Below are 25,007 nucleotides of genomic sequence, written 5' to 3'. Positions count from 1 at the left end.
CCTGATACCATTGCTGTGAGCCCGTTAAATTTGGCATAATCTTCGCCATTTATTCTTCTCTAAAACGCCGAAAACTCATAAATAATTATTTAACACTTTGATTTGCAATACATTTTCACTTGTTATAGTTTATTCGCAAATATCGATAAAAATGGAATTTTTGGTGATTTCGCGTCATTCCCCTCTGCTTTTTGTACTTGCTGTGTTTTCGGTTTTGTTTGTGTCTGGTTGTGCGGTTGATAAGCGCCCGGAGGCGTATTCGAATGCAATTGTTATCAATAGTGCCTTTCCTGCCCATGGCAGTGCGCAAGCGCAATATGCGGGTGTGCAAACTGCATTGCTGAGTCGTAATTTGTTGATGGCCGATAACGGTGATGTGTTACCCGTGATGAAAGGCATGTGCGAGGCTGACATGCTGTATCGCGTGACCAGTAGCAACTTGCCACCTTATATTGGCCAGCATCAAGATTTGTTTGCGGGCTTTTACCTCGATGTGGCCTTGGTGAAAGGCAGCTGGCAGGTCGTCAGCACTGACAATGACTTTGAGTCGTTTAGCAGCGAATTTGACCTTGCCTTGCTGGCGAGTGTATTGTCCCCGCGCGTGATGCCCAGCGACGTATTTACGATACGCCCACAGCCAAATATAAGCGCCAAGACGTTAACTGATTTAATGACTGCGGTGCAAAGCGTATTGCCGGTAACGCGCACGCGTTTTGTGGTTGCCAATAAATTTGCCAAGCAGGTTGAGCAAGCAGGCTATGGCGCTGTGCTTGAATATGCAGGGGCGGGCCATGTGTATTTGGGCGAAACCTTGAGTACGTCTGCTGCCCAAGACCGTACCTTTTTTGCGATTGATTACAACACCAACGCTAAGTTGGCGGCGTTTGCCGTTAGCCAGCAGCCCCTTATGGGCTGCGTGCAAGCACACAACTTTATATTGCCCCCCAGTAAGGTTTATAAGCGCAACGCTAAAAAGTCAGATTTACCCAGCGTGGTAAACGTATTGCCAGGGAATGCCGATTTTAATCAATTAAATGAACAACAACGTCTGTTTGCGTTAGGCCAGTACCTAACCATAAACGGTGATGTGCTGAAGTATTCGACGTATCAAAAAATGCAGGCCAGTAGCCGTTGCAGCCGCCTTACCCCAAGTGACCCATTATTCAAATATTGCGAAGACAGAAAACAAGACGTTAGCGCTGATTTTAAACGCCGTAAGGCCACCATGAGAAAGCAGGGTAATTGATGTCAACTAGGGTGTCTGGTCAGGTAAAAATACTGCTGTTGCTTGGATTATTCGTGGTGTATGTGTGCCTTGAATTGTCGTTGAACTTGCTGTTAATCGATATGTACGCCAAGCCATTACAAGACGTGTTTGGTGAGTACCAACTTACCGCTGAACGCTTGGAGTTATTTGGCCGTACTTTGTCAGGCTTTGGTTTGGCGCTGGGGTTTATTTCGTTTGTACCTGGGCATATATTCAATTTTTTAGGTGGGGCTAACCCCGCCACACAAACCGGCGACGAACACGGGATCAGCAAACAAGGTAAGTGGTTATTTAGACCCGTTGCATTTGTGTTGCTGTGGGCGTTGATTATTCCGTTTTTGCGCATTGCGATTGATGCCACGGTAGACAATACCTCGAACGAGAAAAAGCTCAGTGCGGTTAGGGCGATAGTTTACAAAGAAGCGTATTTGGCGGAGTCGGTGACGATTGAGGGCTTCCCTGAATTTGATGAAATAGTCAGTGATGCCGACCGTAAAGACTTGGTGGTGGCGCTTATTCCATCGCTAGCGTTCTTCTCGGGTGGGTTTAATCATTTGATTGAGTCAAACCTGCAAAATATGGCCGATGTGTTCTTACTTAATCGCCAAGAAGAAACCTTCAGCAAAGAAGCGTTACCGCGCATTCGTAAATTTGATGGTATTTATAAAAGCGAGTGGGGCAGTTATCAAAAGGCCAGCTTGGAGTATACCCAGGCTAGCAGACGTGAAAACAATTTTGCCTTGATTGAGCAAGAACGAACCGAGCTGTTAAACAAAGCGAACGAGCGGATTAACCAGCACTGGCGAACCTTTTCAGACGAACTGCTAAAGGCAGACGACTTTCGTAGAGATTACGCCGAGAACGAAGACATAGTGAAGGTGTATCGTGATATTCGCGGCAAATACCAAAGTTCGAAGTGCGACCGCCAGTGCCGCGATTTTTATAAGGCCGAGTTTGCTAAATATCTGAATAATTTAACCTTTGAGTCTGGTGAGCGTTTTGGGGTGTACTTAACGCCCGCTGATGCGAATTTAACCAAACTACTTAAATCTAAATATCAGTTGATGGGCATGTTTACCCGTGGCCGCCGGGCGTATTTGTATCAAGCGTATGGCATTTCAGAAGAAATGGAGTACGAACAATATAGTCAGTCGCAGGTGGCAACGAATTTAGCGATTGCATTGTTTAAAGAGCAGGACGTGCATGTGCCAAAAGATTGGACGATGCAAGACATGCGGGCGCTGCGCCAGGCGATCACAAAAAAGTACCAAGGCCGCGCAGAAGCGTTGTGGGTGACGTATCAAAACGGGTCGAGCTTTGGTGGCGTGCCCGAGAAAACCCTTGATAGGGTCGATTTTGCCCGCTTGCATGAGATTAAAGTACTGTCAAAAATAGTGCTTGGCCCCTATTACATGGACGACTTCACGCCGAGTATTGCTGAAAGCCGCTACAAGAAGATGTGGCTTGATAGCCAAGACAATATTTCGTTTATACAAATGGTGACGTCGACTGCGGCAACGGCTGCGTTTGCACCTGGTGGCAGTATGTTTCAGCTGGGTAAAGACGCGGTGAAGCTGGCGGTTATTCCCCCAGTCAGCATTGCTGCAAGTTTGCTGGCGATTTTATTGTTGTTTATTAAGCTGGGTATGTATTTGTGGGCGCGCAATAAAGTGTATTTGGTGGTGGCGATGGGCCTCGGCGTATTCGCGTTTGGCATACCTGTGGGCAAGTCAGTGATGGGCGAAAACTCATATCACGGCATGATGGTCGCCTTTGCTGAAGAATTCAGTGACGTAGACACCTTCGACAAAACCTTCACCGTAGGCTTTGGTTATGTATTGGATTTAGAAAATGGCATTTTCAAAACCTACCGCGACCTACCCGTAGTCGATGCGGTAGCCAGTGTGGTGTATCAAAAGCTGCCCCGTGATGAAAACGGTGAGCCAATTGATTTACCGCCACCGAGCGATTTTTCGCTGCGCGCCTACGACAACTTCGCTTATTCACTACTCGGCTTCGCCCCTGACATGCTAGGCATGGGCGAGGTAACGGCGCCATTTAACACCAATATTACCCTGCTCAAGCAAGACATGAACGTAGGGGCATATTTGGGCGTGCGCTTAGAAGATAAAAAAGTGGCACAAGTGAGCATGCCGAACTTTATGCAGGGCACGGATATAGGCCTAATTGCTGAGCAGCGTTTGTTTTATCAACCAGATTGGCAGGCATTGGCGCTGGAGTATATTTCAAACGTGGATGACCCTTCATATTGGTTGCAACTGGCCCAAGGGGATATCGCCAAAGAAAGCGTTATGCAGCGCCTTGAACGCAATATGGCGAGTTACTTAAATGACACCCCAAGTACACTAGCGTTGTTGAATAACCTAAACGAGCGTGGCCAAAGTAATTTGATTTTACTCGAGCTTGAGCACAGTAAAAAATACCGCTGTTTTGTGCTGGGCACGGTCACGGCGCAGATGATCAGCGAATCGATTGAAAGCAATAATATTGCCTACGAAGAACTACCAAATTGTAAGGCCAGACTATGACGGCGACGCATGTGAAAGCTGATGCGACCAAAAGCGAGACTATTCAAGCGACTCTTTCGAAAGCGAATGGAATAAAAAGCAATGGCATACAAGCCAAGGTGATGAAAGGCACGCTATGAAAACCAAAATAACTGATTTCGTAAAAGAGTGGATAGCAGACAACCTGATACTGCTGGTTTTAATGGTGGCCATGTTCTTCGGTATGCAATATTTGTATTACCAAGAAAGCCAAGCCCTAGGCAAAGCCGCGCAACAGGTTGAAGTACTCAAATTAAAAATATCATTGACGATGGAACAACAAAAATGACCGAGCAAACCAAAACCCCTTTTATCTCATTCAAGTTCGACGTAATGACGTTTATCGCCCTATGCGGCGCGATGTACTTAGCGTACACCGCCCATAGTGCGAACATGGAAAACACCGCAAAACTCAGCTCATTGTTAAGCAAATACGAACAAACACTCGACGCCGCCATCGCCGGCGACGAAGCCACGCTCAAGCGCTACCGGAATAACATCAAAAAGACCCTAGACTCACTCTCACCCAAAGAACGCGAACTCATGCTAGCGCTGCTAAAAGTAGAACGAGAAGGCAAAGGCGGATAGCTTGTGATTTAACAAGCAACTTGCGAGTTTTTTATCAGCGTCCTTATCATGACACCCATGATAAAGGCTCGCGGTTTGGGACTGCTCTTTAGGGATTTTTATCATGACACCCATGATAAAAGGCACGCGGGTTGGAGCTGTTCTTTAGGGATTTTTATCAGGACAGCCATGATAAAGGCTCGCGGTTTGGAGCTGTTCTTTAGGGATTTTTATCATGGGCTTTTTACGTGACGGGCATGATAAAAGGCACTCGGTTTGGGACATTTCTTGATTGTTAAAAAGACAACTGCGTTAATTTGATAGCTTGCCTGGATTCAGCGTATTCTTTCCTCTTTACTGCGTAGTGTTGTGTAAACTCATCGGTGAATCGCTTTAAACGTTGATTTGTCTCAACAAAAAACATCTAAAAAGGCTGTTTTTTGTTGACGTGATGGGGTGGTAATTATTATAAATAACCCTGTACTCGTTACATGCCACTTACTACAAGAAACACTTAATGGTATGTATATCAGTAATTTAGATTGGGCATTAAGCTTGCTAACTTGATAATGTAACATTCATTAATTTACAAAAGGAAAGTGACAATGACTGATCTCGCCTATTCGGCTTACACGGCGTTTTACTTATATTTAGTGATGCTACTCGTGCAGTGGGCAGTTGCGACGTTTAGCAAGGCCAAGCAGCCGAATGCTATCCCTGGGAAAATAGATGAAAACTTATCTCACGATAGTTTTGTTTTCAGATCTCATCGTACTTTTCAAAATACCTTAGAGAATAGTGCCCTGTTTGTAGGCACGGTGCTCTTTGCATTTGTGCTTAACTTTCAAAGCCCAATATTTGCTCTTTGTGTGTGGGTATATCTAGCCGCAAGAGTTGTGCATATGGCGTTGTACTACGCAATTTCAACGGAAAAGAACCCGAGCCCTCGCACCTACTTCTTTTTAATTGGGCTATTGGCGAATGTGGTGATGTTGGTCATGCTAGGAATAAGACTGATTTAATTCATCATCGTTATGGTGAAGCGTTCATATCGTGACACCCATGATATTAGGTTAAGCGAAGTGTGAATGTGCCAGCGCAGGAGAGCAGAAGCCTGATCTTTGCATTTCGCCGGATACTCTATTTCTGCCAGCTTCTTTCGACTGATATAGCGCTTTATCAGCTCTTTCTAGTGTCACGTCCCAGAATTTATCGGCTTGTGTTGATAAGGCATAACCTACACTGACCGTTATTTCGAGTGTGACGTTATTCGCCTTGAACGTTGTTTGTTCAACCGTTTTACGGATACGTTCGCCAATTGCATGCAGTTCGTGAGTAGTTGTGTCGGTTACTAAAACCGCGAATTCTTCTCCGCCCAACCTGAAGCAATCATCAAAACTTCTCATTAGGTCTTTAGTGACTTTACTTATTTCTACTAAGACCTGATCGCCTGCGGCATGCCCGTGGTGATCATTTATCCGCTTGAAGTGGTCTATGTCGAACATGACAAACCCAAAGCGTCTGCGCTTCCGTTGGGAAATCGAATATTGTTTTTGGGCGATTATTGATAGGGCGCCACGGTTCAACCATTTCGTTAGATAATCAGTCATGGAAGCTTCTCGAAGTGCGACTTCTTTCTTCCACGATACAATAATTGCAAAGCTTATCGTCAGTAAAAATATGAAGCCGATAATTGCCAAATTGCCAGACGTTTGCATGAATTGATTTCCAATAAATTCCATTCTCACGTTTTCTGCTAGCATCAATCCTGCACGTAATACCAATTGAGTGATAAATAAAAACAATACGATCATTATTGGCCAATATGCCCGGCCTATTTTATCGTTTCTTCTTCGCCATAGTGCAGCTAATGCGGAAATATTGAGGGCTAAAATCATTGGGTAGAATATCAATATTCGTATCTCGACTGATTCCGCAATGACGGGAATGTGATGCAGCGGAATAGGAATTAGAAAAATCGCTAATGTGAGTGGCCAAGCTGAACGACCATGCAGGCACCTTTGAACACCGCTATAAATAGCCGAATGGCCAGCTAGGTAAAATGCATTGCCCATCGCTGGGTGCACTATAGTGGGAAGGTCAAAATTAAGGGATAGTATCGCCAATAGGTTAGACGACATAAAGAATATGCCTGCCATTGCCCAGTCTACAAGGTATTTCTCTTTGCGATTGGCTGTGCGCAATACCGTCATGGTTAAGGCCATAATAAAACTGGCTAGAATCGTACAAATAAATAAAGTGAGAGCGTCCATTTGCTGCCTGTAAAGCTTAATTTAATCCATTAAATGTACTGTTTTAATATAAAAAAACAGTGGTTAGGCAGGTTACTTTATTTGCCTGTTTATAACAACATCACTGCTTATTAAATAGCGAAAGCTCTTTACTCAGACATATAAGCTGAAGCTCTTTATCGGGACAGCTTCGGTACGGTCGAGTTAGGAACTGATAGTCCGCTTAACAATTGAGCGCGACAACTATCCTGACTTAAGTTATTTTTATATTTTGTTTTTCGAACACACCCAAGCTTATGTTTTTCATTGGTTTTATTTCTTATTTTTGTCTTTTAAAATCTAGCTTTAGCTTGTGGTACTATAAAATGAAAGTCGAAATAAGCTGTCGTGTGTTTGCGCACTAAATAGCAGCATATGAAAAGGTACAACATATTGAATCCTATCGCTTCTTCTAAACATCTAAATAAAATTGTATTTATTGGCGCTTCTAGCGTCATCGTCGCTTTACTCCTTTTTGCTTTGATCTCCCCTGAATTTGCAGACCAAACCTTTTCACAGGTGCAAACAGCGATAGTGGATAACGGTAGCTGGTTTTACGTGCTGACAGTGGCTAGTATTTTGATTTTTGTGTTGTATTTAGCGATATCTAGGCATAGCCAAATTAAACTCGGGCCAGACCATGCAGAGCCTGATTACTCCTATATTTCGTGGCTTTCTATGTTGTTTGCTGCGGGCATGGGCATTGGCTTGATGTTTTTTGGTGTCGCTGAACCCTTAATGCATTTTTTAGCGCCGCCAACGGCCACACCAAGCACCATTGAAGCGGCACGCGAAGCAATGAAAATGACGTTCTTCCATTGGGGATTGCACGCTTGGGCTATATACGCCGTAGTGGCGCTAATTCTGGCGTATTTTAGCTATCGTCATGATTTACCGCTGACTTTACGCTCAGCTCTTTATCCCATTATTGGCGAGAAAATTTATGGCTGGCGGGGCAACATAGTCGATATTTTTGCGGTTATCAGTACTATTTTTGGTGTGGCGACATCGTTGGGCTTAGGTGTCACGCAAATTAGCTCTGGCCTTAATTATTTATTCGGATTTCCGGTTTCACAGGGCTACCAACTGATATTAATTGCCGCCATTACGGGCCTAGCGATCGTGTCTGTTGTCAGTGGTTTAGACAAGGGAATACGCATATTGTCTGAGTTAAATATGTTGCTGGCTGTTGGCTTATTGTTGTTTATTTTATTTGTTGGACCAACCGTATTTTTGCTGCAAGCGATGCTGCAAAATACTGGGGCTTATTTGTCCGATTTGGTACGAAATACGTTTAACCTGTTCGCCTACGACAAAAAAGATTGGCTAGGCGGCTGGACTATATTCTACTGGGGCTGGTGGTTAGCATGGGCGCCGTTTGTCGGGGTATTTATTGCGCGTATATCAAAGGGCCGTACTATCCGCGAATTCTTGATTGGTGTGCTTTTGATACCCTCAATGTTCACACTCGCTTGGATGACCATATTCGGTAACAGCGCTATCGAATTAGTGCTGAATCAAGGCAGTACCGAGTTGGCCAAGCTAGCCACAGATAACACACCGGTGGCGCTGTTCTTATTCCTTGAGCACTTTCCTTGGTCTGATGTGATATCCGGTGTGGCGGTGCTGATGATTGTGGTGTTCTTCGTGACGTCATGCGATTCCGGGGCGATGGTGGTGGATATGCTGTGCTCTAATGGCCAAAACGATACGCCAGTGTGGCAACGCATTTACTGGGCGGGAGGCGTTGGTTTAGTGGCGGCTATTTTGTCGATGGCTGGGGGCTTAAGCGCCTTGCAAACCATGACCATCGCCAGTGCCTTGCCGTTTGCGGTCATATTGCTGATTGCTATGTATGGCCTGATAAAAGCGCTGAGAGTCGAAGAATTTAAGCGCGCGAGTATGACCCTTCATGCTCCGTCCGGGCAAGTCAATGCGGGCAATGACAGTTGGAAAGAGCGTTTACAAACGATTGTCGACTTTCCAAATAAAACGACTGTAGAGCGCTTCGTCGAGCAAACAGTAAAACAGGCGTTTGATTCAGTCGCTAAAGAGCTAACGTTAAAGCAAATAGACGCTGATATTAGCCAATCTGCTGGGGCAATAACGTTGACGGTTAAGCATGGCGAGGATGCCGAGTTCATTTACGCAGTTTATCCAACCATTCACCATCTTCCCGAATATGGTCAGTCAACGGAGCAGCAAGGCACGAGTTCTGACGATGAACAAAACTACTATCGCGCTGATGTACACTTAAGCGAAGGTGGGCAAAACTACGATATTATGGGCTGGTCAAAAGTAGCGGTTATCAACGATATTATCGACCAGTATCATCGCCATTTACACTTCTTACATTTGGCGGGTTAAAGGCAGGTTAAAACGGCTTGACGATGTAAAGCTTTTCGCTTGGCATCGCTACTGATAAGTAACGCGGGCTTTATATTGGCCCGCTGTGCTTATCCGGATGGAACCAGGTTGTATTTTTGCGTATATAGCGTTGTCACGCGTTATGCCATTCATCCCTATAGTTAATCGTATATTGATGACGTAACGCAGGCAGATAACAATTACTTTCTAAATACGAAATACGAAATACATAAACCAAAAACCATTGGCGCATTCCATCTTTATAATGTTAAAGGCGTACACACCATAAAATAACCAATCTAGCTATTTTCGACATTCCTCAATACATCACTACATCAACACGATGACGTCACTATGCACGAGTGAGCTTTAATTCTCATTAACGGCAAAAATATCGCGATATCCATTAAGATTGTTAACTGACTGTTTTAACTATTGTTTTTAGATGATGACTCTTTATAGGGCGAACTGCATTTAAATAGTGCGGAATTTTTTTCCCGTATAAAGAAGGATCATTTACGCATAAGCTTTTTTAATAGGATAAAAAATAAACAGTCCTTTTACTCATAACTATCCCTTCACGACATAAGAAAACTTTATACGTTTACACTTTGTTAATAGAAAAGTTATTCATTTCAACTAATTGAAATACATAAACAATCAGTATTTTTTATCTCTGCTGTCTGATTCAACTCAAACTTAATCCCATTAATAATCTTTAAATTCACGTTTTAGGTATGGCTTGTGCTTTTGTTCAAGGGCAGCAACAAGATTGCACGCGGGAATTAGCCGATCTAAGCCCGTTTAATATAAGCCGAAAAAAACGCACATGTTCTTTGAACAGGAGATACACACATGAAAGGCCAAAATAGTACTAAGTCCATGAAAGTGACCTATTTAGCTGCAATGATTTCCTCTTCTTTAATGGGTAGTCATGCTTTTGCACAAGCGTTAGACAGCGAAGCTGAGAATCTTGACGAAATTAAAATGGAATCAATCCAAGTGACTGGTTCAAGAGTGGCTCGTGATGGCTATGACACACCAGCGCCAATCACTTTGATGACCCAAGAAGATATTAATGCTTATGCGCCTGGAAGCGTGGCTGAATTTGTTAATACTATGCCTTCAGTTACGGGCAGCACGACGGCATCTACCTCGTCGGGCTCTTTAAGTAGCGGAGCATCAGGTATTGCAGCGTTAAATTTACGTGCTTTGGGTGTTGGCAGAACGCTTGTTTTGTTTGATGGACAACGAAATGTTGTGTCAGCCTCGACTGGCGAAGTGGACACAAATACATTCCCCCAGTCTCTGATTAAAAATGTAGAGATTGTAACGGGAGGCGCATCTTCTGTGTATGGTTCAGATGCCGTTAGTGGTGTGGTGAACTTCATCCTAGATAAAGAATATGTTGGTTTTAAGTCGCAAGTTGAATATGGCGAAACGACTTACGGCGATCGTGAAAACGGCAAAGTAGTTCTGACCTATGGTTCAGAGCTCGCTGGTGGTGACGGACATTTATTACTCAGTGGTGAGTATTACTCAGCAAATGGCATTCATGGCACCACTCGTGATTGGGCGGAGCAGGGCTTTGTGGGCATGATTAACCCAGATACCAGTGAAGGTTCACCGTTCTATTTAGTTGATACAGGTATTGGTATTTCCAATTATACCCCTGGTGGTTTAATTGCTTCAGGCCCTTTAGAAGGGACTTATTTTGGCGTTGACGGTGCGGTAAATCAACTCGCGTACGGCGCCGTATCAGGTCAATGGATGCAAGGTGGTGACTGGGAATATACAACATCGGGCATGCTTGGCACTAATTCATTAGCCGCTGATGAAGAACGCAAAAATTTGTTCGCTAGGTTCAGCTATATGGTGGGCGGCGCAGAACTATATATGCAAGGCTCGTATGCGGAATACGAAGGCTTAAGTTACTACATTAATCCTACTTCTAAAGGCGTTACGATTTATTCTGATAATGCCTATTTACCCTCTTCTGTGTCTTCACAAATGGCTGAGCTTGGATTAGATAGCTTTAGTTTAAACACGAGTAACGTCGATATGCCGGCCTCGGGAGCAAATAACGTTCGTGATACCACACGTATTGTTCTCGGTGGAAATGGTGAATTTCGATTAAGTGATAAGTTCTTCACTTGGGACGCCTATTATCAATACGGTAAAACCAAGTCTGATGAACATATGACGGGTACCTATAATACCTCACGCCTAGATTTGGCAACCGACGCTGTTGTTGACCCTGATTCAGGCGAGATTGTTTGTCGCTCGTCGTTAACTGACTCAGCAAATGGTTGCGCGCCACTGAACCGCTTAGGCGTCGGTGTTGGTAGTGATGAGGCGCTTAGCTATGTGTTAGGGCAGCCACGTCGTATACAAGAATTTGTGCAAGATGTTGCGGCAGTCAATTTTAGTACTGGCGATTTTGAAGGCTGGGCTGGCCCAATTTCAGTCGCTTTTGGTGCTGAGTATCGCCACGAAAAAATGGAAGGCGATGTTGATTCTCAATATTCTACTGGTTGGAAATACGGGAATTATAAAGTTACCGAAGGTTCATACAATGTAAAAGAGGCTTATATTGAGACTTTGATCCCATTGATGGATGAGCTCGATTTCAATGGCGCGGTGCGTTACACCGATTACAGCACATCTGGTGGAGTGACCACATGGAAAACGGGTCTTACCTATAGACCCATTGAAGATGCAACTTTTCGCCTAACTCGCTCACGAGATATTCGGGCTCCAAATTTGAGCGAATTGTATGCTGCAGGTACAGCGCGAAGCAACTCAGTGACGATAAACGGTGCTTCTGTTCCTATGATTCAAAACCTTGAAGGTAACCCGACTGTGGCACCTGAAGAAGCTGACTCATGGGGAGCGGGTGTTATTTTTAGACCTAGCTTTATCGAAAACTTTTCAGCCACTATTGATTACTACGAAGTTGAAATTGACGGCGTTATATCTTATGTAACAGCCGACGATACGGCTGAATACTGTGTGGAGTTTGGCGTTCAAAAATATTGTGACAACATGATTTATGACGCTGGCGGAACACTGCAAACGATAAACTTGTTGTACGACAATCTTGATTCGATGACTGCCAGAGGCGTCGATTATGACGTTACCTATAGCTTCGATATGGGCGATGCTTTTGATGGTGGAATTGGGGGAGTTAAGTTGCGTTTCTTGGCAACTAACTATTTAGAAAATATTACTGATAACGGCGTTACCGCAATTGATTCTGCTGGTGCAAATACCAGTAGTACGCCTGATTGGAAATACCGAGCATCGGTTAGTTACGATCTTGATGACATGACATTCAACATTACTGCCCGCGGGGTAAGTGATGGTGTACTCAACAATTCATATATCGAATGTACCACTAATTGCCCTGTCAGCTCTGCACCAAACTACACCATTAATGACAACAGCGTTGATGGCAAAGTCTTCTTCGATTTCTACGCGGCTAAAACCTTTAGTTTTGGCCAAGACACAGATGCGGAATTCTACCTTTCTATTCGAAATGTCTTTGACGCTGACCCTGCGATGGTTGCTTTCCCTGCATTTCAAGGTTCAGAAAATAGACCTGGTTACCTAGAAACTAACCGCGGGCTTTACGACGTACTTGGGCGTGAGTTCAAGCTTGGTGTGCGCGTAAACATGTAATTGGGTATTCAGCTAAATTCTAAAAAGGAATCAGTATGTTAAAACAAAAATTTGTAACAGGTTTGTTGGGATTGACGTTGGTTGTTGCTCCTACTGTCGTGCTAGCCAGCGCAGACATGACGTTAAATGAACGCATGGACGCAAAAGCAGAACTTATCGATGCAGTGGCGAGCAAAGCCAAAGACGTTCAGGTTATGAACGATATGATTTTCAGCTTCGGTGAGCTTGGCTTTCAGGAGTTTGAGACCTCGGCATATTTGACCAAAATATTAAATGATAATGGTTTCTCAATTGAAACTGGGATCTCTGGTATTCCTACCAGTTGGATGGCGACATGGGGCGAAGGGGAACCCGTAATCGCGCTAGGCTCTGATATTGATGGCATACCTAAAGCATCACAGAAACCCGGTGTTGCTTATCATGATCCTGTTATTGAAGGGGCACCAGGTCATGGTGAAGGTCATAACTCAGGACAGGTAGTCAATATTGTTGCTGCTATAGCAGTTAAAGAATACATGGAGAAAAACGGTCTTAAAGGCACCATTAAAATATGGCCAGGTGTTGCTGAAGAGCAATTAGGTACCAAAGCATATTATGTTAGAGACGGGTATTTTAAAGACGTTGATGCGGTTTTATTCTCTCATGTGTCTAATGCCTTTAGCACTAGCTGGGGCGCAGGCCGAGGCAATGGATTGGTCTCTGTACAGTATGACTTCTTTGGCGAATCGGCACACAGTGCAGGGTCACCATGGCGTGGTCGCAGTGCACTTGACGCTGCTGAGTTAATGAACGTCGGAATGAATTATCGTCGCGAACATTTACGTTTATCGCAAAGAACACATTCAATTATTGTGGATGGTGGCGACCAACCGAATGTAGTGCCACCAAAAGCGAGTATTTGGTACTTCTTCCGCGAAACGGATTATCCACATATTAAATCCTTGTGGGAGATTGGCGACAAGATGGCTGAGGGCGCAGCGTTGATGACCAATACTACTTGGGAGTCCACAGTATTAGGCTCAGCTTGGCCGCAGCATATGAACAAGGCAATAGCCGAAAATGCCTATTCTAATATTAAGCTGATAGGCATGCCTAAATGGTCAGATGACGATATGACATTGGCTAAAGCACTGCAAAAAGAGATAGGTGTTGAACCTACCGGGTTGAAAACTGAGATTGAAGTGTTGTCTGACCCAATTGATCCAAAGAAAAATATGGGTGGCGGTTCAGATGATATCGGTGATGTTTCATGGCAGGTACCTACGATAACGTTGCGCTATCCAGCGAACATCCCTAATTTACCAGGGCATAATTGGTCTAATTCAGTCGCAATGGCGACTCCTATCGCGCACAAAGGTGTACTTGCCGGAGCCAAAGTACAGGCGTTGAATTTGTTTGATTTGATGACAAGCGATGCACTGATGGAATCAGCTTGGGATTACTATAAAGATGTGCAAACCAAAGAGGATAAATACACGCCTTTATTAAGCGCAGAAGATAAGCCTGCTATTCATCTAAACGAGCAAATAATGGCTACGTACAAAGATCGTATGAAGGCGTTCTACTACGACCCTTCAAAATACGACACATACCTAGAACAGTTAGGGATTACTTACCCAACAGTAAAAGAGTAAATGTACTTACAGGCTGCATAATTGCAGCCTGTATTTTTTGTGCTGTGTGATGATGCCAATTAAAGGATACACGTTATGAGATTGAGTAAATTAGTGCAATTTAGTGCAATGTTCTTGTCAATGAGCATGGCTTTTGAAACCTCTGCCACCACCTTTACACCAGAGCAGCGTGCTGATGCAAAAGCCCAGGTAGTTGCAGCCGTAGACAAGCAAAAAAAGCTTGCGCAGGTTATGAATGACACCATCTTTTCATTCGGTGAGCTTGGTTTTCAAGAGTTTGAAACGTCAGCCTATTTAACCAAAATGTTAAAAAAGGAAGGCTTTGAGATTGAGCAAGGTATTGCAGGTATTCCAACTGCTTGGGTTGCTAAGTGGGGATCAGGCAAACCAGTTATCGCACTAGGAACAGACTTAGACGGTATTCCTAAAGCGTCACAAAAACCCGGTGTTGCGTATCACGAGCCCATTATTGAAGGTGCGCCTGGTCATGGGGAGGGGCACAACTCGGGTCAGGTAGTGAATATTATTGCGGCCATAGCGCTCAAAGACTACATGGCAGAAAACGATATATCAGGCACGATTGTATTGTGGCCTGGTGTAGCAGAAGAGCAATTGGCCACTAAGGCCTACTATGTTCGTGCTGGGTACTTTAATGATGTTGATGCAGTGCTTTATTCGCATGTAGGAAGCAGTTTTGGCACGTTTTACGGTAACCCTGGGCTGTCTGGGCTAGTCTCAGTAAAATATAACTTTTACGGCGAATCTGCTCATAGTGCGAGCTCGCCATGGCGGGGGCGTAGTGCGCTTGATGCCGTTGAATTAATGAGCGTAGGTTTAAACTATCGCCGAGAACATTTAAGACTATCGCAACGCATTCATTCCGTTATCGTAGACGGTGGTGATCAACCCAACGTGGTGCCGCCTAAAGCCAGTTCTTGGTATTTCTTTAGGGAAGTTGATTACCCGCATATTAAAGCGTTGTGGGAAGTGGGTGACAAGGTTGCTGAAGGCGCAGCGTTGATGACCAATACGACTTGGGATTCTGTTGTGATGGGCTCTGCATGGCCGCTACATTCAAACAAACCTTTGGCTTATAGAGCGTACGAAAATATCAAAGCCGTGGGCCTACCTGAGTGGTCTGAGGATGACTTAACTCTCGCTAAAGCGCTGCAAAAAGAAATAGGCGCTGAGGTAATCGGTTTACCGCAAGAAATTATGCCCATGGTGGCCCCCCCTCCTTTAGAGAAATTAACCGGAGGCGGTTCAGATGATGTGGGTGATATTTCTTGGGTGGTACCCACTATCTTCATGTTATATCCGTCAAATATTCCTAATTTGCCAGGCCATAATTGGTCGAACGCTGTTTCGATGGCGACGCCTATTGCTCACAAAGGCATTATTGCCGGTGCGAAAGCGCACGCGATGACCATGATTGATCTATTTACTGACCCTTCATTACTCGAAGAGATGGATGATTACTTCACCAATACGCAAACAAAAGATCTAAAATATGAATCGTTATTGCGTGAAAAAGACACCCCTCAAATTCATTTAAATGAAGATATTATGGGGCAGTATCGCGAAAGAATGCGCGAGTTCTACTACGACGCTGAGAAATACGACACTTACTTGCAACAGTTGGGCATCGACTACCCTACAATTAAATCTGAGTAGCCGCTAATGACTGCTCTATTTTCAAAGTATGAAGAAAGTGATGGGGTGAGCGTACCCCCGTTTAGCTATAGGCTGCTATTGCGTGTTGTTTTTGCAGCTTTAATTTTGCTGGTGTTAAGCACGTTTTCAGAGGGAAGTCAGGCGCAAAGTCGAGATTTTACTCAAGCGACTAAATCTTTAACAAAACAGTCAGGATTTATTCCTTTTTATTGGGATGCTGACGCTGGCAAAGTGTTAATGGAGCTCACAGAGTTCGACAGCGATGTTTTGTACTACGTAAGCGCGGCTACTGGTGCAGGTTCAGTTGAATTACCTTTGGACAGAGGGATCTTAAAAAGCATGGTGGTTCACTTTCACAAAAGTGGTCCCAATGTTTTGGTTATTCAACAGAATTTAGATTTTAGAGCGCAAGGGGGCACACCTGAAAGGGTCAACAATGTCGACCTTTCATTTGCGACTTCAGTTCTAGCATCTTTGCCTGTTATTTCTAAACTAGATAAAACGTATTTGGTTGACGCAACGGCTTTATTTATCCGTGATGCAGCTGACGTGGAAAACGGTAGAGCATCAAAGCATGCTCAGTTTAAATTTGATAATAAAAAAAGTGGTTTTTATCCGGCTAGAATGAAAAATTTCACTGACAATACTGAAATTGAAACCATTGCTTCTTTCAATGTGAGTAAACCTAATGTTGTCGTGAAAAACGTTTTGCCGGATTCTCGTGTGTTATCCATGCGTATTCATCACTCTTTTTTACGTGCTCCTACGGGCTATGAAACACGCCAAGCCGATTCTCGTATCGGGGTGAGTAAATTGAAATTCAGCAACCTTGCCAATCCGATTAACAAAGACACGGAAGTTTCGTGGGTAACACGATGGCGCCTTGAGAAAAAGCAACCACAGGCTGCTATGAGTGAAGCGGTAAAGCCTATTGTTTTTTATCTTGATCCGGCGATCCCTGATGATATTCGTCAAGCGATGAAAGAAGGTACGCTTTGGTGGAATGAAGCATTTGAAACCGCGGGTTTTAAAGATGCTGTGCAGGTAAAAGACCCTGAACCAGACATGGACCCCATGGATATTCGCTATGCTTGGGTTCAGTGGATTGAACGAGATGGCCGGGGATTCTCTATGGGCGGAACGTATCGAGATCCACGAACAGGAGAGATTCTCGGCTCAAAAAGTCGCCTTGATTCACACCGCATGCGAACGGTGGCCAGTTACTATAAAAGTTATGTAAAGGCGGCGACAGCAGACGGTAAAAAACTAGCGGCAGCAGAAATAGAATTTGCTTTAGCACGTCAGCGGGTGTTGGTTGCTCATGAATTGGGCCATGTATTAGGTTTTGGCCATAACTGGGCATCGAGCATTAATGATCGCGCTTCGGTAATGGAATATCCTTCCCCTAGAGTAAAGGTTAAAGATGGAAAACTGGATTTATCGGAAGCGTTTGCCGTTGGTATTGGCGAGTATGATAAATACATGGTGCGTTATGCGTATACGCCAATGACAAAAAGTGCTGAGGCGGAAGGTCTGAATAGCATTATTGAAGAAATGCATGACGAAGGTATTTTATTTGTTCCTTCAACAGACCCTCGCTGGGCATGGTATGACGATCTTTCGTCGCCAGGTAAATATATGGATGAGAGCTTTGAAGCGCGGGAGATTATGTTGGCGCAATATGGACCCGATATGCTGCAGGAAGGAGAGCCATTGGGTCATTTACGCGACATGAAGCTATGGATGGTGTATTTGCATCATAGATGGGCGATTGAAGCCGCGCAGCGCTTTATTGGTGGTATGTATCACGAATGGGCGATTAAGGGGGACGGCCTAACGCCAACTCAAATAGTGCCTAAGGCACTTCAGGATCAACTATTAAGTAAACTCATGCATAGTTTATCGCCAGATGCGTTGGCGTTACCTGAGGCCTTGTTAGTGCAATTAACCGTGCATCCGGGTCTTAACCGCGAGGATATGTCGGATGATTATGCATTTGATCAGCTTAAAGCTGCACGTATCTTGGCTGATTTAATTGTGACTCCTTTGTTGGAGCCCAAGAAGCTGAGCCGAATGGTTGCGTTTGAAGCGCGAGACTCGTCGACATTGACGTTGCCCAAGTTGATACAGGCATTGGTACGAAACACGTGGGGTAAAAAAATTGGTTCATCCTCTAGTCGCTCAGCTCTATTAAGAGTGACACAAAGCGTGGTGCTCAATAGCTTAATGACCACCGGTGCTGATGCAAAATCTAGCCCTGACGTTAGCGCAATGATCATGATGACGTTATCAGATCTTGCCGAGGAGATTGAAGGTAAAAGACATCAAGATCCATTAACAAAAGCGCACTACCAACAAGCATATCGGAGCATTCAATTGTATTTGTCTGATCCTATTAAATATGTGCCTTCTAGAGAGTCTTTAAGATGGGGTGACCAGCCGATGTCGCGCTATCCAGCACCGCCAGGACCACCTTTGTAAGTAGGAAGTATAAGTAAACTATGGAATAATGAAGGCAGCTTAAAACGCTGCCTTTTTGATTTATATCCTGCAATTCTGCGTTATTAGATCGCGAGTTGGGTTTCGATGGTCTTTGCTAGCAGTTCAATGGCCTCTGAGCGCACTTTTTGTGGATTCATTAGATAAACACCAACCTGACCTAATTCTGGTAACTGAGGGCTTGGTGGAAGTATAAACAACCCAGGAGGCACAGTACTTCTGGCTAAGGCTGTAATGCCTAAATCTTCATTGATCGCCGTTTGAATACCATTAAGGTCGGCAATTGTATAAATTATTTGCCAATTTTTTTTGTGGGTATTCAATACTGAAGTGACCCGCTTTCTATAAAGGCAAGGAGATGGTGCGGCAATAATAGGTAATTTCTCAGGAATATTATTGACGAATCTCTGGCTACCGACCCAAACTAATTGGTCAGTGATAATGTGCCCTTCTTGAGTAGCGTCAGCATCTTCTTGTAATGATAAAATGAGATCAAATTTGTTTTTGAGCGGTTCACACAAAAGATCTTTACTGAGTGCGCAATGTACTTCTAGTGATATTTCAGGATAAGTATTGATAAAACGCCGAATGATTTTTGGCATTAACGTCGTAGAAAATTCACTTGGGATACCTAGTCTTATGTTCCCGCTGACTTGTGGGCGTCCAAACTCGCGCATGGCTTGATCATTCAATGATATGATCTTCATACCAAATTCTAATAATTTACTACCAGCTAACGTTAATGTGAGTCGGTTAGATTCTCGAATAAATAGCTTTTCGCCTATTACGTCTTCTAGCTTTTTAATTTGCAAGCTAATGGCTGGTTGCGTGCGTTTTAGCTGTTCAGCGCAAAGTGTGTAACTTCCCGTTTGTGTGATTGTCACAAATGAACGTAAAAAATCGACTGACAAATTTTTCATAAGATTCCTTCCATTATTGTTTTAGCTATTATTTGAAAAGTTTATGACATCATTGTAATTATTGATTTTATTTTATGTGCAGTAAGAATTAGCATAATCATCCTAATCAATCAATGAGAAGCGTTATGTCTGACCTAAATATGTCATTAAAAGAAACAGATCCTGATTTATTTAACTTGTTAAGTGGTGAAGATGATCGCCAAGAAAATCATATTGAATTGATTGCTTCAGAAAATTACACCAGCAAAGCAGTGATGGAGGCGCAAGGAAGCAAACTGACAAATAAATACGCCGAGGGATACCCGAAGAAACGATATTACGGTGGGTGCGAGTTTGCTGATGGGGTTGAAACGTTAGCAATAGAAAGAGCTAAAAAATTATTCTCTTCTGATTATGCAAATGTTCAGCCCCATTCTGGCTCTCAGGCAAACGCGGCGGTATATATGGCGCTGTTAAATCCAGGAGATACCATTTTAGGTTTAAGCTTAGATCATGGTGGTCATCTGACTCATGGCGCTAAACCAAACTTTTCTGGCAAATTGTATAATGCTATTCAATATGGCCTAGATACCTCTACTGGTTTAATCGACTATGAGCAGGTGGCTGAACTGGCTAAAGAACATCAACCAAAAATGATTGTTGCTGGTTTTTCAGCGTACTCGCGTATTGTTGATTGGCAGAAATTTAAAGATATAGCACAAAGTGTTGGTGCGTATTTGTTTGTTGATATGGCGCATGTTGCAGGCCTTGTTGCCGCAGGTTTATATCCAAATCCAGTTCCTATAGCCGACGTTGTTACAACAACAACTCATAAAACGTTACGCGGCCCCCGGGGCGGTATGATTTTATGTAAATCGAATCCGAGTCTTGAGAAGAAGTTCAACTCACTGATTTTTCCCGGTATTCAAGGTGGGCCTTTGATGCATGTTATTGCAGCGAAAGCAGTCGCCTTTAAAGAAGCATCGTTGCCTTCTTTTGTAACTTATCAGCAGCAAGTTATTGATAATGCGCAGGCTATGGCTAAGGTATTTATGCAGCGGGGCTTTGGCGTGGTATCTGGCGGGACTGACAACCATATGTTTTTAGTAGATTTAATTGCTAAGGGATTAACGGGTAAGCAGGCCGATGAAGTCTTGGGAGCGGTTAATATTACCGTCAATAAAAACACTGTGCCCAATGACCCTCAATCACCATTTGTAACCAGTGGCATACGCATTGGTACGCCAGCGTTAACGTCACGAGGTATTGGCAGTGAAGATGCTGCAAAACTCGCTCATTGGATGTGTGATTTGTTAGATAATATAGAAGAAGAAAGTTTGTATAACGTCGTGCGTCAAGATGTAGCTGCGTTAACGGCCAAGTATCCAGTTTATAGGTAAATAGTTTGCTATATCATTCTTTTCAAAAGCGAAATCGATATTTATAATGTAGATTCGTCTCCGAAACAAAGGTGTTTCAGTCTCTCTATAAACGGCAAATTTGTTTGCCGTTTTTCAAACATATCCACGCATAACATAATGACATCCATAATAATTCATTAAACATAACCGGGACGATTAGCAGTATTTTTTAGTCATTGGTGAGCGGTTTAATAGATTTTAGTCAGGACGATTTGTTAACTAACGCGGTTAAGTATGAATTTAAGCTGAGTTTTACAAATAAGGCGCAAGCAAAGGCGCTCACAAATTGAGTGTTATCTGGAAGGATTATCGCGTTATTTATGCCCTTTTAAGGAGCTGTCTTGCGTTGTCTAACCCTCGCAGTCTTTGATGTTGAGTGTGTCGCTTGAACGCATGCATCATTTGTTCTGCTCCAGCGGCATAATAAAAATGCTTTTCAAACTCAGTCGTAAGGGTTAACCACTGAGCTGAATTTAACCCTAGGCGCTCTAAAATAGGGTTTTGCTTATCATCAATAACCCCGCTTTTACGGTCGTGAATATAACGCCCTGTGGTATCAACTAATTCACAATTATCTTTTAAATCGAAGGTAATTCCTTTTGGCATATCCTTTTTATGACTACCTATAAAGGGCATAAGAGTCTTAGGCTGTGGCCTTTTTTTCTTCAAAGCCTTCGTACGCTTTTTAATGCTGGTGTTGTTCGAAGCCTCAGGTGTTGAAGCCACGTTGGCTCGAATGGGGTTTAAATCTACGTAAGCCATGCATGCTAATACCGCGCTTTCATCTAGCAAGGCTTGGGACTTAAAGCGACCTTCCCACTAATTTATCAGGAGTAAATTAGAACAGCTTTAGCTGGCCCGCAGGGAGAGCGTCAAGGATGGCGGCGAATAAAACCGTCCTGTGCAGTCGTCCTCTTTGTTTGCCTCCCTAGCGATATATTCATTTAAATCGCGCATAAACCAACTAATGTCGTACAACCGCTTTCGGTATAGCTCAACGGTTTCGTCAAAGCTTATCAACTCACCTTGGGTTAATGGGTCGCCCTTCACGTATTTCTGGGTTAACAAGGTACCTCTATGTAATTTATGGTAACGAGTTAATACCGCTTCGGTTTCCCAAGCTTCTGCTAACGTTTTGTCCACATGCAATACGATATGCGTGTGATTGCTCATCACTGCGTAGGCACAAATACGGTAGCCGCGCTATCGATTGAAAAGACCGATGCTAAGAATAGTAATCGGCTCTCTACCCAACCTCGGCGGTGTTCGTAACTTTGACCTGAGTATTTATCAACAGCGCGGCTGCCGTACCACACAAGAAGGAACGACGAACACAGCGAGAAACGCAGTGATAAAAAGGGGTATCTATTAAGCTAATTTGACTTTTACGAGACTGAGGCATGGCGCACCTATCAGTTTAGAGGGTGGAATTAACCAGTTTTATTATGGGTGTCATGATTAAAATATTTAGTTAGAAGCTGGGTAACTTTGTTCGATGTGGGGATGTGGTCCGTTGTAATTTGTCGGTATTAGTATCGCGACGTTATTTGTTATTTTAGGTAAGTTGGGCAATATTTTGTTGCTTCGTGTCTATTTAATCTTTCAATCAATATCATTAAGGGGGTAACTAAGATAAATAAAACAAATAAGATAAACCGGTTTATCTTATTTGTTTGTCATTCGGGCTTTTATAGGGATATGTCTTCTCTGGGTGATGCGCAGGACTGCCTTTGCGTGATTGAGCATGAAATCATGATTTTCTGCGAGTGCCTGTTTTTATCGTTTATGTTTTCTAGCAGTAATTTGGCGGCTTCTTTACCGATAATATAAGGTTCTTGTTTGACCACCGTAATGGGTACTTTAAAGAATTCGGCCATAGGAATTTCATCGAAGCCGATGAGTGAAACATCATCAGGTATTGATATCTTTTCTTGGTTCAAATGCGTTAGCAGTTCAGTGGTTATTGCTAAATGTTGTGTGAAGAAGGCCGTTGGTGCTGCGCTAGCGCTAAGAATGCTTTTAGGTGAATGCTCAAATCCCGTTTCTCGTTGCCAATATTGAATTAGGTTTTTATCTAATGGAATGTGGTGTTTTTCAAGGGCTGATGCATAGCCGATGTATCGTTCGTTTCTAGATTTAACATTTTTAAAATCTTGGGTAACAAAGCATATTCGTTTATGCCCTAGTTGAATCAAATACTCGGTCGCATCGAAAGCGGCTTGGCGATAGTCTGACAAGATAAGGTTCTTCTCACTGCCGTCATGCTCCAATTGAAAATGAACAATGGGCATGCCTTTTTTTATGTAATCAGATATCAACTGATTATTTTTGCCCGACGACGCAATGATAATGCCATCCACCCGCAGTTGATATAAGGCTTCCAAGGATTTCGCTTCTATATCAGGATCAAAATCTGTGTTGTAAATAAGAGCGTTGTAGTCGATAGCCTTGCAGTAATCGTCTACTCCACGAATAGTCCGACTGGTATCAAAGCCGGTAATGTCTCTTACAATTACGCCTATGGTTTTGGTTTTATCGGCTTTTAAATTTCTAGCAATAGGATTCGGCACATAGTCTAACTCCTTGATTGCTGCCCTTATGCGTACCTGAGTTTCCTTCGACATATAGTCAAAACGGCCGTTAAGATATTGAGATACAGTGCTTTTTGATACTGATGCGAGTTGTGCCACATCAATTAATTTTACTTTTGCCATCGTTGAGTTTGTCTGCTGATGATTTAAATAGCGGGATGTTGACATACTGCAAGATTATGATAATTTGTTCAACTAAACCGGTTTAGTAGGTTTAGTCTGTTATCTAAACCTAGACTTAAAGATTACGCGTGAATGACGCTATGGTTAATTCATTACAGCCTATGCGCTAATACTCGAAGAGAGGACATCAGTTGAAAATTACAGAGGTTAAAGTGTTTGTTTGCAGCCCTGGCAGAAATTTTGTCACCGTTAAGGTTATAACGGACGCCGGTATTTATGGCTTCGGGGACGCAACGCTAAACGGTCGTGAAATGGCTGTGGTGACTTATCTGGAGGAGCATGTTGCTCCCTGTCTTATTGGACGAAATGCCCACGATATAGAGGATATTTGGCAGTATCTATACAAAGGAGTGTATTGGCGTAAAGGGGCCGTGAATATGGCTGCTATTGCCGCTATTGATATGGCGCTATGGGATATTAAAGGCAAGGCTGCAGGCATGCCTGTTTATCAATTGCTTGGTGGCAAAAGCCGACGCGGCGTAACCTTGTATGCTCACGCAAGCGGCGAAACAATAGACGACACTTTAGACAAAGCCGAAGAGCATATTAATCAAGGTTTTAAAGCGATTAGATTGCAGTGTGCAGTGCCTGGATTGAATGTTACATATGGCGTGCTGGGTGACAAAGCAGATTACTTTGAGCTTCAAGGTAGTCGTCCTTTACCACCAGAAGAAGACTGGTCTACGCAAAAGTATTTCAACATGATTGTCGATCTTTTTCGTCATGCAAGAGAGCGCTTTGGTAATAACGTGCACCTGCTACATGACGTACATAGTCGATTAACGCCTATCGAGTCAGCACGACTGGGCAAGTTATTAGAGCCCTACAATCTATTATTTTTAGAGGATGCCTCAATCGCTGAAAATCAAGACAGCTATAAGGTTATTCGCCAGCACACCACTACACCATTAGCCATAGGTGAGACGTATAACACCATTTGGGACTGTAAAGATCTGATTCAAAATCAACTTATCGATTACATAAGAGTGGCCGCTACTCATGCTGGGGGTATTACCGCACTGCGCCGAATAGCAGATTTTGCCAGTATTTATAACGTTAAGACCGCGCCCCATGGTGCTCCTGATCTTTCTCCCGTTTGCTTCGCTGCACATATGCATTTGAACCTATGGGCACCTAACTTCGGCATACAAGAATTTGTAGGGTTTGGTAACGAGCCATCCAGCCGAATTTTTAAACATGAGATAGAGGTAAAGAATGGCGTTGCATACTTGAGTGATGCGCCAGGTTTAGGTATCGAATTTGACGAAGATGCCGCGAAAGAATATCCCTATAAACGTTCGTACCTTCCCGTTAGTAGGTTAGAAGATGGAACCGTTTGGAATTGGTAATTCAGCATTTTTAATTA

Annotated in this window: 16 protein-coding genes and 1 pseudogene; 13 read left to right on the top strand and 4 right to left on the bottom strand. The window is 43.5% G+C overall.

All coding sequences use genetic code 11. The features are described from left to right. Window positions 1-163 precede the first annotated feature (163 nt). The 6 genes from GQS54_RS18965 to GQS54_RS18945 all read left to right on the top strand — a co-directional run bounded on the left by GQS54_RS18965 (window position 164) and on the right by GQS54_RS18945 (window position 5,423). Window positions 164-1,246 carry a hypothetical protein gene (locus GQS54_RS18965; protein WP_346766591.1) on the top strand — a complete coding sequence of 361 codons (1,083 nt, stop codon included), beginning with the start codon at window positions 164-166 and terminating at the stop codon, window positions 1,244-1,246. After that, entirely contained in the window at window positions 1,246-3,816 is a 2,571-nt protein-coding gene (locus GQS54_RS18960) for a hypothetical protein (protein WP_166425494.1), read from the top strand. The genes GQS54_RS18965 and GQS54_RS18960 overlap by 1 nt, the downstream gene beginning before the upstream one ends. Further along, a complete protein-coding gene (locus GQS54_RS23460) occupies window positions 3,813-3,935 on the top strand; it encodes a hypothetical protein (RefSeq protein ID WP_277344148.1) in 123 nt (40 codons plus the stop codon). The genes GQS54_RS18960 and GQS54_RS23460 overlap by 4 nt, the downstream gene beginning before the upstream one ends. Beyond that, entirely contained in the window at window positions 3,932-4,123 is a 192-nt protein-coding gene (locus GQS54_RS18955; protein ID WP_166425493.1) for a hypothetical protein, read from the top strand. The genes GQS54_RS23460 and GQS54_RS18955 overlap by 4 nt, the downstream gene beginning before the upstream one ends. Beyond that, on the top strand, window positions 4,120-4,422 hold the full coding sequence (locus GQS54_RS18950; RefSeq protein ID WP_166425492.1) for a hypothetical protein: 303 nt from the start codon (window positions 4,120-4,122) through the stop codon (window positions 4,420-4,422). The genes GQS54_RS18955 and GQS54_RS18950 overlap by 4 nt, the downstream gene beginning before the upstream one ends. A gap of 584 nt (window positions 4,423-5,006) precedes the next feature. Then, complete coding sequence (locus GQS54_RS18945; protein WP_166425491.1) at window positions 5,007-5,423, top strand: MAPEG family protein; 417 nt, start codon at window positions 5,007-5,009, stop codon at window positions 5,421-5,423. Between the two features lie 51 nt (window positions 5,424-5,474). Here GQS54_RS18945 and GQS54_RS18940 read toward each other — a convergent pair whose 3' ends face one another. After that, a complete protein-coding gene (locus GQS54_RS18940; protein ID WP_166425490.1) occupies window positions 5,475-6,674 on the bottom strand; it encodes a GGDEF domain-containing protein in 1,200 nt (399 codons plus the stop codon). Window positions 6,675-7,085: 411 nt separating this feature from the next. Here GQS54_RS18940 and betT point away from each other — a divergent pair, with 411 nt between their 5' ends. The 5 genes from betT to GQS54_RS18915 all read left to right on the top strand — a co-directional run bounded on the left by betT (window position 7,086) and on the right by GQS54_RS18915 (window position 18,529). Next, window positions 7,086-9,059, top strand: coding sequence for a choline BCCT transporter BetT (betT, locus tag GQS54_RS18935; protein WP_166425489.1), 1,974 nt, complete (start codon window positions 7,086-7,088; stop codon window positions 9,057-9,059). A gap of 855 nt (window positions 9,060-9,914) precedes the next feature. After that, window positions 9,915-12,740: a TonB-dependent receptor gene (locus tag GQS54_RS18930; protein WP_166425488.1), complete on the top strand. Its 2,826-nt coding sequence runs from the start codon at window positions 9,915-9,917 to the stop codon at window positions 12,738-12,740. A 35-nt stretch (window positions 12,741-12,775) separates the two neighbouring features. Next, window positions 12,776-14,374, top strand: a complete 1,599-nt coding sequence (locus GQS54_RS18925) for an amidohydrolase (protein WP_166425487.1) — start codon at window positions 12,776-12,778, stop codon at window positions 14,372-14,374. Window positions 14,375-14,449: 75 nt separating this feature from the next. Further along, window positions 14,450-16,048: an amidohydrolase gene (locus GQS54_RS18920; RefSeq protein WP_166425486.1), complete on the top strand. Its 1,599-nt coding sequence runs from the start codon at window positions 14,450-14,452 to the stop codon at window positions 16,046-16,048. Window positions 16,049-16,054: 6 nt separating this feature from the next. Then, window positions 16,055-18,529, top strand: coding sequence for a zinc-dependent metalloprotease (locus tag GQS54_RS18915; protein WP_166425485.1), 2,475 nt, complete (start codon window positions 16,055-16,057; stop codon window positions 18,527-18,529). Between the two features lie 83 nt (window positions 18,530-18,612). Here the strand turns inward: GQS54_RS18915 and GQS54_RS18910 are convergent, their stop codons facing one another. Then, window positions 18,613-19,467 carry a LysR family transcriptional regulator gene (locus tag GQS54_RS18910; RefSeq protein WP_166425484.1) on the bottom strand — a complete coding sequence of 285 codons (855 nt, stop codon included), beginning with the start codon at window positions 19,465-19,467 and terminating at the stop codon, window positions 18,613-18,615. Between the two features lie 125 nt (window positions 19,468-19,592). Here GQS54_RS18910 and glyA point away from each other — a divergent pair, with 125 nt between their 5' ends. Then, on the top strand, window positions 19,593-20,846 hold the full coding sequence (gene glyA, locus GQS54_RS18905) for a serine hydroxymethyltransferase (RefSeq protein ID WP_205967836.1): 1,254 nt from the start codon (window positions 19,593-19,595) through the stop codon (window positions 20,844-20,846). A gap of 339 nt (window positions 20,847-21,185) precedes the next feature. On the opposite strand, the pseudogene GQS54_RS18900 reads toward glyA, so the two are convergent. Together GQS54_RS18900 and GQS54_RS18895 are read right to left on the bottom strand one after the other, a co-directional pair. Next, window positions 21,186-22,269: pseudogene (locus GQS54_RS18900) on the bottom strand (transposase). 286 nt (window positions 22,270-22,555) lie between these two features. Continuing rightward, window positions 22,556-23,581 (bottom strand): LacI family DNA-binding transcriptional regulator, encoded by a 1,026-nt coding sequence (locus GQS54_RS18895; RefSeq protein ID WP_166425483.1) that lies wholly within the window; start codon window positions 23,579-23,581, stop codon window positions 22,556-22,558. A 191-nt stretch (window positions 23,582-23,772) separates the two neighbouring features. Between GQS54_RS18895 and manD the strand changes: the two genes are divergently transcribed. Beyond that, complete coding sequence (gene manD, locus GQS54_RS18890) at window positions 23,773-24,990, top strand: D-mannonate dehydratase ManD (protein ID WP_166425482.1); 1,218 nt, start codon at window positions 23,773-23,775, stop codon at window positions 24,988-24,990. Window positions 24,991-25,007 lie beyond the last annotated feature (17 nt).

Source organism: Paraglaciecola sp. 20A4, assembly GCF_011378905.1.
GTDB lineage: Bacteria > Pseudomonadota > Gammaproteobacteria > Enterobacterales > Alteromonadaceae > Paraglaciecola.
Note: the sequence above shows the minus strand (reverse complement) of the source record. Positions and strands in the feature narration are given on the sequence as shown.